At 75.4% G+C, this 14478-nt stretch carries 13 protein-coding genes; 8 read left to right on the forward strand and 5 right to left on the reverse strand.

Translation table 11 applies throughout. The annotated features are described in order from the left end of the window. The first annotated feature begins 203 nt into the window (after positions 1-203). On the forward strand, positions 204-719 hold the full coding sequence (locus SM418_RS18670; protein WP_371942395.1) for a hypothetical protein: 516 nt from the start codon (positions 204-206) through the stop codon (positions 717-719). Here SM418_RS18670 and SM418_RS18675 read toward each other — a convergent pair. Together SM418_RS18675 and SM418_RS18680 are read right to left on the reverse strand one after the other, a co-directional pair. Further along, positions 689-1540, reverse strand: coding sequence for an SDR family NAD(P)-dependent oxidoreductase (locus SM418_RS18675; RefSeq protein ID WP_371942394.1), 852 nt, complete (start codon positions 1538-1540; stop codon positions 689-691). The two genes, SM418_RS18670 and SM418_RS18675, sit on opposite strands and share 31 nt — an antisense overlap. Positions 1541-1553: 13 nt before the next feature. Further along, on the reverse strand, positions 1554-2777 hold the full coding sequence (locus tag SM418_RS18680; RefSeq protein ID WP_371942393.1) for a cytochrome P450: 1224 nt from the start codon (positions 2775-2777) through the stop codon (positions 1554-1556). 175 nt (positions 2778-2952) lie between these two features. Here SM418_RS18680 and SM418_RS18685 point away from each other — a divergent pair, with 175 nt between their 5' ends. From SM418_RS18685 to SM418_RS18700, 4 genes are read left to right on the forward strand one after another with little or no spacing between them, the layout of a single operon-like run. Then, a complete protein-coding gene (locus tag SM418_RS18685; protein ID WP_371942392.1) occupies positions 2953-3408 on the forward strand; it encodes an anthrone oxygenase family protein in 456 nt (151 codons plus the stop codon). 10 nt (positions 3409-3418) lie between these two features. After that, positions 3419-4156, forward strand: coding sequence for an SDR family NAD(P)-dependent oxidoreductase (locus SM418_RS18690; RefSeq protein WP_371942391.1), 738 nt, complete (start codon positions 3419-3421; stop codon positions 4154-4156). A gap of 42 nt (positions 4157-4198) precedes the next feature. After that, the gene (locus tag SM418_RS18695; protein WP_371942390.1) at positions 4199-5089 is read left to right on the forward strand and encodes an NAD(P)-dependent oxidoreductase; all 891 of its coding nucleotides are present in this window, start codon (positions 4199-4201) and stop codon (positions 5087-5089) included. A gap of 3 nt (positions 5090-5092) precedes the next feature. Then, positions 5093-6184: a methyltransferase gene (locus tag SM418_RS18700; RefSeq protein ID WP_371942389.1), complete on the forward strand. Its 1092-nt coding sequence runs from the start codon at positions 5093-5095 to the stop codon at positions 6182-6184. On the opposite strand, the gene SM418_RS18705 is transcribed toward SM418_RS18700, so the two are convergent. From SM418_RS18705 to SM418_RS18715, 3 genes are all read right to left on the reverse strand, one after another. Beyond that, entirely contained in the window at positions 6171-7343 is a 1173-nt protein-coding gene (locus SM418_RS18705) for a nucleotide disphospho-sugar-binding domain-containing protein (RefSeq protein WP_371942388.1), read from the reverse strand. The genes SM418_RS18700 and SM418_RS18705 overlap by 14 nt on opposite strands. 116 nt (positions 7344-7459) lie before the next feature. Then, positions 7460-9073, reverse strand: coding sequence for an FAD-dependent monooxygenase (locus SM418_RS18710; RefSeq protein WP_371942387.1), 1614 nt, complete (start codon positions 9071-9073; stop codon positions 7460-7462). Continuing rightward, the gene (locus SM418_RS18715) at positions 9063-10553 is read right to left on the reverse strand and encodes a sialidase family protein (RefSeq protein WP_371942386.1); all 1491 of its coding nucleotides are present in this window, start codon (positions 10551-10553) and stop codon (positions 9063-9065) included. Before SM418_RS18715 ends, SM418_RS18710 begins: the two co-directional genes overlap by 11 nt. A 212-nt stretch (positions 10554-10765) precedes the next feature. On the opposite strand from SM418_RS18715, the gene SM418_RS18720 reads away from it, so the two are divergent. The 3 genes from SM418_RS18720 (at position 10766) to SM418_RS18730 (ending at position 14340) form a co-directional block, all read left to right on the forward strand. Continuing rightward, positions 10766-12286, forward strand: coding sequence for an FAD-dependent monooxygenase (locus SM418_RS18720; RefSeq protein ID WP_371942385.1), 1521 nt, complete (start codon positions 10766-10768; stop codon positions 12284-12286). Between the two features lie 8 nt (positions 12287-12294). Then, positions 12295-13221, forward strand: a complete 927-nt coding sequence (locus tag SM418_RS18725) for a hypothetical protein (RefSeq protein ID WP_371942384.1) — start codon at positions 12295-12297, stop codon at positions 13219-13221. Positions 13222-13311: 90 nt separating this feature from the next. After that, a complete protein-coding gene (locus SM418_RS18730; RefSeq protein WP_371942383.1) occupies positions 13312-14340 on the forward strand; it encodes a methyltransferase in 1029 nt (342 codons plus the stop codon). The last annotated feature ends 138 nt before the right edge of the window (positions 14341-14478 follow it).

Here is a 14478-nt window from a genome sequence, read left to right on the forward strand (position 1 = left end):
CTCGCCCACGTCCCATGCCGCGTGTCGAGGCCCAGGCCGAAGCCTTCGGTATGGCGGTCGAGGTGCCCTAGAAGCCCGGTGGACCGTCCGTCGAGCGGGCCTCGATCGGCGGGTGCGAGCCTCCAGCGCGGAATCGGTCCCCGACGGCGCCGGAGCGGCGGCCCAGTGCGGCCGCGCCGGGCCGGCGACGAGAGGAGCTGTCCGTGGGCGAAGGCATGGGGCGCCGTGAACTGATCGGGAAGGGCGGGGCGCTGGTGCCCGCGGCGGGCGCCGCCGCGCTGCTGGCCGCGGCGCTGGCGCCGGAGCCGGCGTCGGCCGACGGCACGGTGCGGGCCCCGATCCCGCTGCCGGGCACGTGGGCGGTCACCGTGACCATCCCGGACCTGCCGGACTTCCCGCCCGAGCCCGGCCTGTTCGCGTTCGGCCGGGACGGCCTGCTCACCGGTACCGGCGGCGCGTCGAAGGTCGTCGGCTTCGGCACCTGGAAGGCGACCGGCGCCGCCACGTTCGCGGTGGACTACCGGCACTTCGTCATCTCCGACGACGGCAAGGTGACCGGGACGGTGCGCGTCGCCCAGACCGGCACGCTGGCGTCGCCGGACAAGCTGACGATGGCCGGCGAGGCGGCCCAGGTCGACAACGACGGGAACGTGGTGGTCACGTTCAGGGCGACGTCCGTGGGCGAGCGCTACGGTTTCGGTCCGGCCGGCCTCGGCTGAGCGTCCGGCGACGCGCCCGTCCCGGGGCCGCCGGCCAGCCGGCGGCCCCAGCGCCGGTAGTAGCGCGCCCGCACCAGCCGCCGCGGCAGCATCTGTGACATGGCGACCCGCCACCGGTAGTCCAGCCCGGGGACGCACACCGGGCGCCCGGCGGCGACGGCGTCCAGCGCCTCGCGCGCCACGTCGTCCACGTCGAGCAGCCTGCCGAGCCGCCCCGACTCGCGGTGCCCGGCGGAGCGGTGCAGCCGCGTCCCGCCGGTCGACCCGGGGCACAGCGCGGTGACGTGCACGCCGTTCCAGCAGACCTCGCCGTGCACGCTCTCGCTGAACGACGTGGCGAAGGCCTTGGCCGCCGCGTACGGGGCGCCGCCGGGCGCGGGCAGGAAGCCCATCACCGACGAGACGTTGACGACCCCGCCGCGGCCGCGTTCGAGCATCCCGGGCAGCGCGGCCCGGGTCAGCCGGACCAGCGCGCCGGTGTTCAGGGCCAGGCCCTGCGCCAGCTCGGCGGGGTCGCGGCGGGCGAGCGGGCCGATGCCGCCGAGCACCCCGGCCCCGTTGACCAGCAGGTCGACCGGCCGGTCCGGGTCGGCGAGCCGCGCGGCGACCCGCTCCAGCCCGGCCGGGCCGGCCAGGTCCGCGGGCAGCAGCTCCACGTCGGTCCCGTGGTCGCGCTCCAGCTCGGCGGCCAGCGCGCCGAGCCGCGACACGTCGCGCGCGACAAGGACGACCGCGCCTCCCTCGGCCGCCAGCCGGCGCGCGAACGCGGCGCCGATGCCGCCCGACGCGCCGGTCACCACGGCGCTGCGATACCGCGTCATGTCCACTCCTTCGTCACCAGGCGACCGGCAGGGTCAGCGGGCCGCGGATCATGCCGCCGGTCCGCCACTCCGGCGGGCTCCCAGGGTCGGCGTGCCGCAGCCCGGGGAACCGTTCCAGCAGGGTGCTCAGCGCGACGGCCAGTTCCGCCCGCGCGAGCGCGGCGCCGAGGCAGCGGTGCACGCCGTGCCCGAACGCCAGGTGCGGGTTGGGGTCGCGGCGCAGGTCGAGCCGGTCGGGGTCGGTGAACACGGCGGTGTCCCGGTTGGCCGAGGTGATCGCCGGGAGGACGGCCTCGCCGGCGCGGATCCGCGTCCCGCCGAGGTCGAGGTCGGCGGTGGCGACGCGGATCGTCCCGCCGCTCGCGGACACCGCCACGTAGCGCAGCAGCTCCTCGGCGGCCGCCGGCATCCGCCCCGGGTCGCGGCGCAGCTCGGCGAGCTGCTCGGGATGGTCGAGCAGGGTCTGCACCGACCCCGCGATCATGCCGGCCGCCGTCTGGTACCCGGCGACGAGCAGGGTGACGCCGAGGGCGATGAGCTCCTGCTCGGTGAGCCGCTCCTCGTCCTGCGCGGTCACCAGGGAGCTGATCAGGTCGTCGCCGGGGTCGGCGCGGCGGGCCGCGACCAGGGAGCCGAAGTAGGCGCGCAGTCCCTCGGCCGCGCGCCGCACCGTCTCCGGGTCGGTGCCGGTGGTGCCGAGGTAGTCGTCGGCCCACGAGCGGAACCGGTCGTGGTCGGGCTCGGGGACGCCCAGCAGCGCGCTGATCACCCGGATCGGCAGCGGCCCGGCGTACCCGGCCACGAGATCGGCCGGGGGACCGGCGGCGGCCATGGCGTCCGCCAGCTCTTCGGCGATCGCGCGGATCCGCGGCCGGAACCGCCGCATCCGGTGCGCGGTGAACTCCCCGGCGATCAGCCGCCGCAGCCGGGTGTGCTCCGGCGGGTCCAGCACGGTGATCGCGCCGGCCTCCAGCGCGATGCCGCGCACCCGCGGCGCGCCCTCGCGGGCGGCGGCGGCCCGGCTCAGCCGCGCGTCCGCCAGCAACCGGTGGTTGTCGGCGTACCGGCTGGCCAGCCAGGCCGGCCGCCCGTCCGGCAGCCGGACGCGCGCGACGGGCCGGTGCGCCCGCAGTTCCGCGTACTCCCGCGCCGGATCGGGGCCCGGGGGCACCCGCGGCGGGAAACGCAGCTCCTCCTCGGAGGTCATGTCAGCGTCGGCCATGTCAGCGTCGGCCATCTCAGCTCCCTGGCTCGGCTGCTACCGCGACCGGCATCGTCGGCCCTGCGATTCGAGGGCCGCTCGACGCGGCCCCGCCGACCGGCTCGATCACGCTTCGAGGCGGACGCCCGACGCTGGCCGAGTGCGGACGCCGCCGGCGCCCGCACCAGCGAGCCGACCGGAGGGAGCACCCGTGCTGGACAACGCGCTCGGTGTCGTAGCGCTCTCGGGAAGCGGTATCACCGCGGGCGTCCTGTTCGCCGTGGCCGTCAGCGTCGTCCCGACGCTGCGGGCGGTGTCCCCGCCCCTCTACGTGCGCATCCACCAGCTGCTCGGCCGGAACTGGGACCCCACCATGCCGGTGATCGTGCTGACCTCGGCGGTGACGAGCCTGGTGCTCGGGCTGATCGCCGACAGCGGCGCGGCACGGGTGCTGTTCCTCACCGGAGCGGTGCTGCTGGTCGCGGTCTCGGGCGTCTCCCACCTGCTGAACGTCCCGCTGAACCGCCAGGTCAAGGGCCTGGACCCGGACGCGCCGCTGCCGGAGGACTGGCGGGACCCGCGCGCCGAATGGCGGCGCTGGCACCTGCTGCGCACCGCCCTGGCGATCGCGGCCGTGCTGGTGAACGCGACGGCCGCGGTGATCTGAGGAGGGAATCGTGAGCGTAGGACTGCGAGACAGGCGGACCCTGGTGACCGGCGGCACCCGCGGGGTGGGACGCGAGGTCGCCCTGGCGGTGGCGCGGGCGGGTGGACGCGTCGTCGCCGGCTACCACCGGGACGAGACCGCGGCCAAGGAGCTGGCGGCCGAGCTGGACGGCATCGGCGACGGGCACCGCGTCGTGCGCGCCGACGTGACCACCGAGGCCGGCGCCGCGCTGCTGGTCGACCGGTGCCGCGACGCCCTCGGCGGCCTGGACGTGCTCGTCAACAACCTGGGCGTGGACGCCTCCGCCGGGCTGCCCGAGCTGGAGCGCGCGGAGTGGGGGCGGGTGCTCGACGCCAACCTCACCTCGATGTACCTGGTCACCCGGGCCGCGCTGGGGGTGCTGGCCGACGGCGCGTCGATCGTCAACGTCGGCAGCTCGCTGGCGCAGCGCGGCGCACCCGGCCGCGCGCACTACGCCGCGTCCAAGGCGGGCGTGCTCGGGCTGACCAGCTCGCTGAGCAAGGAGCTGGGGCCGCGCGGCATCCGCGTCAACACGGTGCTTCCCGGGTTCGTCGACAAGCAGGACGGCGGCGGGCCGCCGCCCGAGATCCGGGAGCGGCTCGCGGGCATGACCGCCCTCCGGCGGCTGGCCCGTCCCGAGGACGTCGCCGGCGTGGTCCTGTTCCTCGCCGGCGACCTGTCGAGGGCCGTGACCGGGGCGACCGTCCCCGCCGACTGCGGTGTCTGACCATGCCGGACGGTGTCTGATCATGCCGGACAAGGAGAACTCATGAGCGACGACGGCGGCGGGCGGATCATCGGATTCCTCGGGCTGGGCGTGATGGGCACGGGCATGGCCACCCGGCTCGTGGAGGCGGGCTACGACGTGCGCGTCCACAACCGGACCGCGGCCAAGGCCGCACCGGTGGTCGAGGCGGGCGCGCGGGCGGCGGCGACGCCCGCCGAGGCGGTGGACGGGGCCGGCGTCGTGGTCGTCAGCCTCGCCGACGAGCCCGCGGTCGAGAAGGTGCTCTTCGGCGACGCGGCGCCCGGCCTCGCCGAGGGCGCCCTCGTCATCGACACCTCCACGGTCTCGCCCGACTTCGCCCGCGAGGCCGCGCGCCGGCTGGCCGCCCTCGGTGTCCGCCGCGTCGAGGCGTGCGTCTTCGGCAACCCGCTGCAGGCCCGGTCGGGTGAGCTGCGCGTGCTGACCGCCGGGGACCCGGCGGACGTGGCCGCGGCGCGCGGCGTGCTGGAGGCGGTCGGCAAGGACATCCGGCACTTCGGGCCGCCCGGCTCGGCCGCCAGCATGAAGCTCGTCCTCAACATGCTCATCGGGACGGAGATCGCCGCCCTGGCCGAGGCCGCCGAGCTCGGCCGCAGCGCCGGGCTGGACCGCGACGCCGTCCTGGACTGCGTCGCCTCCAGCGGGGTCGCGTCCATGGTGATGGCGTTCCGCGCGGCGATCATGCGGGAGCGCCGGTACGAGCCCGCCGCCTTCCGCACCCGGCTGATGGCCAAGGACCTGCGGTACGCCGTCGAGCTGGCCGGCGCCGGGGGCGGCGGGCTGCCGCTGGCCGAGCGGGCGCTGGAGATCGTGACGCGGGCCGTCGACCGCGGCGACGGCGACAAGGACCTGGCCGTGCTCGCCGAGCACGCACACGACCCACGACAGGGGTGAGGCATGACCGACACCACCACGGCCGTACCGCAGCGGGACGAGGACGATCCCGCCGACCGCGCCGCCTTCGACGTCCTGGCCGCGCTTCCCGCCCGGCACCGGCTGATGATGCTGACGATGGGCCGGGTCATCGCGCCGGTGGTCTGGGCGCTCACCGAGCTGGGCGTCCCCGACCGGCTCGCCGGCGGCCCGCTCCCGGTCGGCGAGCTGGCCCGGGCCACCGGGACCCACGAGCCCACCCTGCTGCGGCTGCTGCGCGCCGCGGCGTCCTTCGGGGTGTTCGCCGAGGAGCCCGACGGCGGGTTCCGGCTGACCCCGATGGCGGAGTTCCTGCGCGCCGACGCCGAGCAGAGCGTCCGCGACCTGGTGCTGATGAACGGCACGGAGCTGTTCTGGCGGCCCTACGAGGCCGTCCTGCACACCGCGCGCACCGGCGAGCCCGCGTTCGACCACGTCTTCGGAGAGTCCCTCTTCGAGTACCTGGAGGACCGGCCGGAGCTCGCCGGCATCTTCCACCGCGCGATGACGGCGGCCAGCCGGCGCGGCTCCGCCGCGGTCGCCGCGGTCATCGACCTGCCGCCGGGGTCCCGGGTGGCCGACGTCGGCGGCGGCCAGGGCTACCTGCTGGCCGAGGTGCTGCGCCGGCACCCCGGCTGCCGGGGGCTGCTGTTCGACCGTCCGGCGGCCGTCGAGGACGCCCTCGGATTCCTCGCCGAGCGGGACCTCGCCGGCCGCACCGAGTGCGTCGCCGGCGACTTCTTCACCGAGGTCCCCGCCGGGTGCGACGCCTACCTGCTCAAGCACGTCCTGCACGACTGGGGCGACGACGACGTGGTCCGCATCCTGCGCAACGTGCGGCGGGCCGCCGGCGACGACGGGCGGGTGCACGTGATCGAGATGGTCACCGGGGAGATCAACACGCTGGACGTCGTGCGGCTGCTGGACATCGACATGCTCGTGTCCGCCGGCGGCCGGGAGCGCTCGGCCGGGGAGTACCGGCGGCTCGCCGCCGCGGCGGGCCTGCGCCTCACCGGGCGGCGCGCCGCCGCCGGAACGACCGTCCTGGAGTTCCGCGCCGAGGTCAGCGCGGGCTGAGGACCTGCCCCCGCCGCCCGCGGTCGCCGAGCGCCTCCAACGAGCCGACCAGGGCGGCGGGCGCGGGCAGCCCGGCCACCTCGTCCCTGATCGCCCGCGCGGCCCGCGCGTAGCCGGCGCCCTCCAGCAGGGCGCCGGCTTCCGCGCGCATGCGGTCGACGGTGGTCTCGGCCAGCGGCAGGGAGCGCCCGGCGCCGCTCGCGGCGACCTGCCGCGCGTTGACCGGCTCGTCGGCGAACGAGGGCACCACCAGCTGCGGCACCCCCAGCACCGCGGCGGTGATCGTGGTGCCGGCGCCGCCCTGGTGGACGATCGCGTCGCAGGCGGGCAGCGACAGGTTGAGCGGCACCGACTCCAGCACCGGCGTGCCGGCCGGCAGTTCGCCGATCAGGTGCCGGTGGCCCGCGCCGATCGCGACGAGGATGTCGACGTCCAGGTCGCAGAGCGCCTCCACCGCGCACCGCACCGGGTCCAGGTGGCCGGTCTGCTTGACGAACGTCGTCCCCCACGTCACGCACACGCGCGGCTTGTCGCGTGGCCCGGCGGGCAGGTCGGGGACGATGCCCGAGCCGTTGAACGGCACGTACCGCATCAGCGTGCGGTTGGGCGCCTCGGCCAGTTGCAGGCGGGGCGGGCACACGTCGAGGGTGACCGTGCCCAGGTGGTCGGCGCCCGGGACGCCGTGCCGTTCCAGCAGCGGGGCCAGCGCGGGCGACTCGAGGTCCCAGCGATCGCAGGTGTAGTCGGTGCCCCACAGGTGGCGCACCAGCGGCAGGCCGAGGACCTCCGCCGCCACGAGCCCGGCGTAGGCGCGCGGCTCGTACACGATGATGTCGGGCCGCCAGCGCCGCGCGAACCCGATGACGTCGTCGGCCATCGCCTCGGCCACGGCCGCGAACATCCGCATCCCGCGGGCGGACCGTGCCTCCTCGCTGCTCTTCCAGCCCGGGTCGCTCTCGCCGTCCTGGTACCAGACCGCGCCGAGGTCGACGTCGACGCCGGCCTTCACCGCCGGCAGCCCGGTGCCGCGCACCGCCTGCAGGTAGGACGGCTGGGCGGCGACGGCGACCTCGTGTCCCGCGGCGCGCAGCGCCCACGCCAGCGGGACCATCGGGAAGAAGTGGGAGGGGGCGGGAAAGGTGGTGAAGAGAACGCGCATGAACGGATTCCTCGCTCTCGGCTGGAGGGCCTGCGACTGGAGGGCTACGACTGGAGGGCTACGACTGGAGGGCTGCGACCTGGGGTCCACGGCGCCGCGCGCCGTGGACCGCGGGCTCAGGAGCCGACGTGGTAGAGGCCGGCGAGCGCGCCCGCGACCAGGTCTCCCGCGTCGGAGACGGGACGGTCGGGGCTGCGCCAGGAGACGAACCCGTCGGGCCGGACGAGCACCGCCCCGTTCGGCGGCATCCGGTGGCCGTCGCCCCACACGTCCCCGGGATCGTGCAGGCCGTCGCCGAACCGGTGGACGTCCAGGGGGACGCCGAGCCGGTCCGCGGCCGTGCGCGCGCTCGTGGACCACATGCCGCCCTCGGGCCCCGCGACGAGCACGGGACGGTCGCGGTAGAGGTCGAGCGTGGAGATCCGCTGGTCGTCCCGCCGGATCCACGCGTGCGGGGCTCGGGTGCCGACCTGGCCGGTGAGCCGCTCGGGCGGGAACGCCTCCGGGCCGGCGGGATCGCCTCCGTCGGGATCGCCCCCGTTCCCGTACCGGTAACCGAAGACGATCGCGTAGTAGGGCACGGCTTCCTCGTCGGTGCCGAGCACGTTCCGTCCGGTCCGGTCCCGCATCTGCAGGAGGGCCTGGCGCATGGTGAAGGCGGCCACCGGCCTGCGTTCGGCCTCGTAGCCGTCCAGGATCCCGGGCCCGGCGTGCCCGTTCAGCACGGCGGCCAGCTTCCAGGCCAGGTTGTGGACGTCCTGGATGCCCGTGCCGGAGCCGAGCGCCCCCACCGGCGGCATCGCGTGGACGGCGTCGCCGGCCAGGAACACCCGCCCGGCGCGGAACCGCTCGGCGACGACGGCCCCGATCCGGTAGCGCAGCAGCCGCGTCCCGTCCTGCAGTTGCGGGACGATGCGCGGCTCCAGGCCCGGGTCGCCCACCGCCTTGCGGATCATGTCGGCGGCCTCCGCCGCGTCCACGCGGGTGACCGGGACGCTGAACACCCACCGGTCGGCGCCGTCGTGCGGGACGATCACCGTGCCGGGCACCGGCCGGTCGACGTGGCACACCGCGATGCGGCGGTCGCCGACGTGCCGCGACAGGTCCGCCTCGAACGCCAGCGTCACGGTGTCGCCGAGCACCCCGGGCCCCTCGCCCGCGATGCCCAGCCGCTCGCGCACCGGGCTGTCGGCGCCGTCCGCGGCGATCAGGTACTCGGCGGAGATGGTGCGCTCGGCGCCGGCGCCGTTGCCGGTGTCGGCGTCCAGGTCCACGACCACCGCGCGGACGCCGTCGGCGTCCTGCTCGAAGGACTTCAGCGCGGTGCCGAAGCACAGCCGCGCCCCGAGCTCGGCGGCGTGCTTGCGCAGCAGCGCCTCCAGCCGGTCCTGGTCGATCGGCACCCACGGGCACGGGCTGAACTCGGCGGGGTCCTCGGCGGGCTCGCCGCCGAGCCTGCTGCGCTCCGGGCCGGCCAGCGTCTCCGCCGTGATCATCAGCTCGCCGGTGTTGACGTTGCGCCGGTCCAGCACGTCCGCGGCGAGGCCCGCCTGGCGGAACAGCTCCTGGGTGCGCGGGTTGACGGTGCGGGCCCTCGGGTGCACGAGGATCCCGCGGTGCCGCTCGACCACCGTGACGGGGACGCCGAGCCGGCGCAGGAACACCGCCGCGGACAGGCCGGTCAGCCCGCCGCCGACGACGAGCACGGGGACGGTCTCGTCAGCGGCCATGGCACGACCCGAAGCACGTCCGGACGTCGCCGACGAACACGTCCTGCGGATCGCCGGCCCGCTCCCCGCTCATCACGAACGCCGACACGAACCCGCTCGGCGTGTGCGCCAGCCCGGTGTAGGTCCCGAGGAACGGGCCGCCGAACCAGCGGAACGCCTTGTCCAGGTCGAACGGCCCGCCCAGGCGCTGCTCCTGGAAGCCCCTGCCCTGGACGCAGCCCGACCCGCTGCAGGTCGCCATCCAGTGGGCGGTGGAGGTGCCCGCCTCGGCCGTGTCGTCGCGCAGGTCGTAGTAGGTGACGGCGAGGGTGCCGTCCGGCGCGGCGTCGATCTGCGGGGTGAACGCCTGCCCGGCGCCGCCGGGCGGCGAATCGGGCGTGCCGTTCACCCGGCGCGGGCGCGTCCACGTCCGCCCGCCGTCGGCCGAGGCGGACAGCGCGACCGCGCTGCGGCTCTCGCTGAGCCGCGCGTCGTTCCACACCATGTACACGCGGCCCCTGGCGTCCACGGCCACGTCGGGGACGAGCGAGGCGCCGACGATCGGCACGGCCGTCCCGGGCAGCGTCGGGACGCCGAGCTCGGTCGCCGCGATCGTCGCGGGCCCGGACCAGGTCGTGCCGCCGTCGGTGGAGCGCATCACGCGCAGCAGCTCGGGGCCGTCCTCGGTGGTGGCCGCCGCTCCGCCGCCGGGCGCGAACGGGCCCTCGTGGAACAGGTTGAGCAGGGTGCCGTCCGGCAGCACGACGATCTGGTTGCCGATCGTCCCGTCGCCCACGGGCGGCCGGTGGATCGCGCGGGCGGGCTCCCACGTCCGCCCGCCGTCGGTCGAGCGGCTGAACAGCAGGTCGTGCGTCTGGTCCGTCTTGTTGTGGCGGTTCCACACCAGGTACGCGCGGCGCGGGCGGCGGGGGTCGACGGTCAGCGCCGGCTTGTCGTGGAAGTAGCCGGCCATCGGGTCGGCGGCGACCTCCACCGGGGCGCTCCAGCTCTGCCCGCCGTCACCGGAGGTGAGGACGGCGACGCCGGTGGTCAGCGGGGCGAGCCCGGCGACCATCACGGCCGCGTAGAGCCGCCCGTCCGGGCCGAAGGTCAGCCAGGGGTTGGTGATGCGGCCGTACGGTCCGCCCGAGCAGAGCGTGAGGGGCGGCGACACCTGCCGCCAGGACCGGCCGCCGTCGGCGGTCACCGCGGTCGTCATGCCGCGCGCGCTGCCGTAGGCCCACCGGTCCTGCTGCCAGCCGACGACGCGGCGGCGCGGGTCGGCGGGGTCGACGGCCAGGGTCGGCTCGGCCTCGCTGCCCGGCGTGTGGACGTCCCCGGGGAACACGTCCGCGGTGCACGCGGCGAAGGGGCTGTCACCCGACACCCGGACAGGCGGCGCGGGGGAGGCCGCCGACGCCGCGGCCGTCACCGCCGGCGCGCCCAGCAGCGGGACCGCCAGGAGGGCGGCGAACAGGGATCGGGATCTGTGTCGCATCATCGAAGACCTCGCTCATCGAAGACCTTGCGTCGTCGTGACCGGCAGGGCTCTCGGGATCGTCGCGCTCGGGATCGCCGCCGTCCGCCGGCGGAAGGCCAGGCCGACGGTAGGGGTCGCGGCTGGAAGATCGCTCGAATCCGCGGCGCCGTCCCGCGCCGCGGCGCCGTGCCGATTCGAGCGTCCGCCGACCCGCGGGTCCCACAATCCGTCCCATGAGCGGCCTGATGGAGACCGAGGTGCTGATCGTGGGGGCCGGGCCGGTGGGCCTCACCGTTGCGGTGGAGCTCGCCCGGCGCGGTGTGCCCTGCCGGGTGGTGGAGGAAGCCCCCGCCCCCCGGGAGAGCACCCGAGGTTGCACCGTCTACCAGCGCACCCTGGAGGTCTTCGAGGCCATGGGCCTGCCGGTGGACGACTACGTCGCCGAGGGGGCCCGGATGGCGCGCCGCGTCTACCACCTCTTCGGCGAGCGGATCGGCACGGTCGACATGGCCGAGCCGCGCAGCGCCCACCCCTACCCGCTGGTCGTCGGCCAGAACGTCACCGAGCGGTACCTGGAGCGGCGGCTGGCGGACCTGGGCGTGCTGGTGCAGCGCGGCACGTCCGCCGGCGCGGTCACCCAGGAGAACGACGGCGTCACCGTCGTCCTGCACCACGAGGGGGGACGGCGGTCGATCATCCGCGCGGCCTGGCTGGTGGCCGCGCAGGGCGCGGCCAGCGGCGTCCGCGACTCGCTCGGCATCGCCTGGCGGGAGTGGCGCCGCTTCACGGGCCTGCGGATGCTGCAGATCGACGCCCGGGTGCGGCTGCCGTTCGGCCTGGAACCGGACGAGGCGCACCTCTTCTTCGGCGCCGGCGGGCACGTCGGCTGCGTCCCGCTCCCGGACGGGCGGCATCGCGTCTTCGTCGTCCGGCAGAGCCTGGAGGACGCCGGCGAGCGCGGCGACCCCCGGCCCGCCGAGATCGCCGCGGCCATGGAGGGCCTCTGCGGCGTCGGCGAGGTCGGCCTGACCGAGGGCCGCTTCGCCTGGCGGGTGCGGCTGCAGAACCGGTTCGCCGAGCGGATGCGCGCCGGCCGGGTGCTGCTGGCGGGGGACTCGGCGCGGGTGTTCGCGCCGGTGCACGCGCAGGGCATGAACACCGGCGTCCAGGACGCCTTCAACCTCGGCTGGAAGCTCGCGGCCGTGGCCGGGGAGGGCGCCCCCGAGACGCTGCTGGACAGCTACGAGGCCGAGCGGCGCCCCGTCGCCGAGGAACTGCTGGCGCGCACCGAACGCTCGCTGGACTTCGGCGTCCAGGAGTCGCCCGACCGCGACGCCCTGCTCGGCGCGATCGCGGTGAACCGCCCGAAGCGCACCCAGCTCGCCATCGACTACCCCGACTCCCCGCTCACCCGCGACCTGCTCGGCGACGACGCCGGGCCGCGCGCGGGCAGGCGGGCCCCGGGCCGGTGGGACGGCCGCTGGACGCTGCTCGTGCTGCCCGGCCCGCGCCCCGACCGGCGGGGGATCGGCCGGCTGATGACCGGCCTGGACCCGCGGGTGGACGTCATCGTCGACGTCGACGGTGAGGCGTCGTCCGCGCTGAACGCGGCGCCGGACGCCCCGGCCTTCCACCTCATCCGGCCCGACGGCCACATCGGGCTGCGCGGCGGGCTCGAACACGCCGCGCAGGTCGCCGCCTACCTCGACACCGTCCTCGGCCCTGTCCCGCCCAGAAACCGATCCACGGCCTAGGAGTTCGCATGCCGGCCTTGAAAACCTTCAACGTCCTGACCGCCGCGCTCGCCGCCCCGCTGCTGCTCGCGGTTCCGGCGGCCGCGCCCGCCGCCGGGGCGAGCACCGCCGCGGCCCGGTCCGGCCCGCAGACCGTGCCGGTCGAGGTGACCGGTGACGGGTTCTGCGCCCCCGGCCCGGACCCGCGCCCGCCGGGCCCGATCACCTTCCGGGTGAGCACGCCCGATCCGGCGGGGCACTGGTGGGCGGTGATGCGGCTGCGCGGCGAGGTGACCATGGACCAGGTCCGGCAGGAGTTCGCCGAGAGCTACTCGCCGGACCCGGCCGTGTCGCTCCCCGCCATCCGCGCGATCTACCGCGACGTCGACTTCCGCGGCGGCGCCTCCGTCACGCCGGACGCGCCGGTCTCGGTCACCTCCGCCTTCGAGCCGGGCACCTACTACATGTCGGACACGGCGCTGGAGGGCGCGACGGACGGCTGCGGCACGGGCCGCACCCACCTGCAGCGCTTCCGCGTCGCCGGCCCCTCGCGGTGGACGCCGCCCCTCAGCGGCGAGACGGTGATCCGGGCGCGGACGACCGCGGACGGCGGGCAGCGGTTCGACATGCCCCGGTCGTGGCCGTCGCGGGCCTCCGTCGTGGTGCGCAACCAGGCGGAGCAGCCCCACGAGGTCATCATCGTCGGCGTGGCGCCGGGCACCACGGACGCGGACGTCGCCGCGTACTTCGACGCCCTGCGGAATGGCGACACCAGCGCGCCCAATCCGTTCGGGGCGACCGTGGGCGGGATGCTCGCCATTTCCCCGGGACGGACCGCCTCATTCCGCATCGACCTGCGACCGGGGCGCTACTGCGTGCTGTCGTTCGTGCGCAATCCCCGGACCGGGGTCAAAAGCGCCCTCGAAGGAATGTACACGACCGTGACGGTCCGCTGAGAAATGATCCGCTGCCGGTCGAGCACGGCTCGAGCGGCCGCGTGCACGATCGACCCGGCCCTTTCCGAAACGCAGCCGAAAGGTGGTTCCATGTCCCTCGATCACGCCTCCGAACAGGTGCAGCGGCTCAGCCGGATCGTCTTCCGCCCGTGGGAGCCGCAGATCATCTCCACATTCGTGCGGTTCGAAATGGCCGACCGGCTGGCCGGCGGCAGCAGAACGGTCGGAGACCTCGCCGGCGAACTCGCCGCGCACCACGATTCGCTCGGCCGGTTCCTGCGTTCCTGCGTCGTCCTGGAACTGCTCGAAACTGACGACGGCGAGACGTTCGGCATTACCGAACTCGGCCGGCTCCTGTGCTCGCGCGAGGCCGGAATGCGCAACATCGTGATGATGAACTTCACCCCTGGGATCTGGAACCGGGCCGGCCGGCTGCACGAGACGGTCATGACGGGGAAGACCGTCCTGGACGACAAGGGCGAGGACCTCTACGACTACTACCGGCACACCCCGGACGAGCGCGCCTGGCACGCGGCCGCCATGGCCGACCTGGCCGGCGACGCGGGTGCCGCGATCGCCGAGCACCACGACCTCGGCGGCGTGTCCACGGTCGTGGACGTCGGCGGCAGCCTCGGCGTGCTGCTGTCGAGCCTGCTCGAAAGGGCGCCGGACGTCACCGGCACCGTGTTCGACCTGCCCGGCATCGTGGAGAGCGGCCGGGAGTGGATCGCGGGCAAGCCGGTCGCCGACCGGCTGTCCTACGTCGGCGGGAGCTTCTTCGAGGACGTCCCGCCCCCGGCCGACCTCTACCTGCTCAAGCAGGTGCTCTGCGACTGGGGCGACGAGGACTCGGCGCGGATCCTCGACTCCATCTACCGCGGCGCCCCGGCGGGCAGCCGGCTGGTGGTGATCGAGTGGATGCGTCCGGACGGGAACGAGCCGTCGGAGTTCGACAGCATGAGCCTCGGCCTGCAGACCGTCACCGGCGGCCGGGTCCGGACCGAGCGCGAGTTCGTCGGGCTGCTGGAGGGGGCCGGGTTCAAGTTCGAGTCGACCGTCTCCCTGCCGAGCGCGCTGCTGCCCCGGCCGTGGCACCTGATCCAGGCGGTCCGCCCGTAGGCGCGGGGAGTGGTGCGCGTCCCGGTCCGCCTCCGCGATGTCGGCCGCGACTTGACCGGGACCGGTGTCACCAGTTCCATGGGAATGACGCGGAATTCTCCCTGAGATTTCCGGACCCATGGGACGAAAGCAAGGAGA

Origin of the sequence: Actinomadura chokoriensis (genome assembly GCF_041463665.1) — a bacterium.
Taxonomy (GTDB): domain Bacteria; phylum Actinomycetota; class Actinomycetes; order Streptosporangiales; family Streptosporangiaceae; genus Spirillospora; species Spirillospora chokoriensis_A.

What these genes read in the sequence shown, in the direction of transcription:
- SM418_RS18675 (WP_371942394.1), bottom strand. Translation starts at nt 1,540, where the DNA reads ATGACGCGGTATCGCAGCGCCGTGGTGACCGGCGCGTCGGGCGGCATC.
- SM418_RS18680 (WP_371942393.1), bottom strand. Translation starts at nt 2,777, where the DNA reads ATGGCCGACGCTGACATGGCCGACGCTGACATGACCTCCGAGGAGGAG.
- SM418_RS18695 (WP_371942390.1), top strand. Translation starts at nt 4,199, where the DNA reads ATGAGCGACGACGGCGGCGGGCGGATCATCGGATTCCTCGGGCTGGGC.
- SM418_RS18700 (WP_371942389.1), top strand. Translation starts at nt 5,093, where the DNA reads ATGACCGACACCACCACGGCCGTACCGCAGCGGGACGAGGACGATCCC.
- SM418_RS18705 (WP_371942388.1), bottom strand. Translation starts at nt 7,343, where the DNA reads ATGCGCGTTCTCTTCACCACCTTTCCCGCCCCCTCCCACTTCTTCCCG.
- SM418_RS18710 (WP_371942387.1), bottom strand. Translation starts at nt 9,073, where the DNA reads ATGGCCGCTGACGAGACCGTCCCCGTGCTCGTCGTCGGCGGCGGGCTG.
- SM418_RS18715 (WP_371942386.1), bottom strand. Translation starts at nt 10,553, where the DNA reads ATGATGCGACACAGATCCCGATCCCTGTTCGCCGCCCTCCTGGCGGTC.
- SM418_RS18720 (WP_371942385.1), top strand. Translation starts at nt 10,766, where the DNA reads ATGAGCGGCCTGATGGAGACCGAGGTGCTGATCGTGGGGGCCGGGCCG.
- SM418_RS18725 (WP_371942384.1), top strand. Translation starts at nt 12,295, where the DNA reads ATGCCGGCCTTGAAAACCTTCAACGTCCTGACCGCCGCGCTCGCCGCC.
- SM418_RS18730 (WP_371942383.1), top strand. Translation starts at nt 13,312, where the DNA reads ATGTCCCTCGATCACGCCTCCGAACAGGTGCAGCGGCTCAGCCGGATC.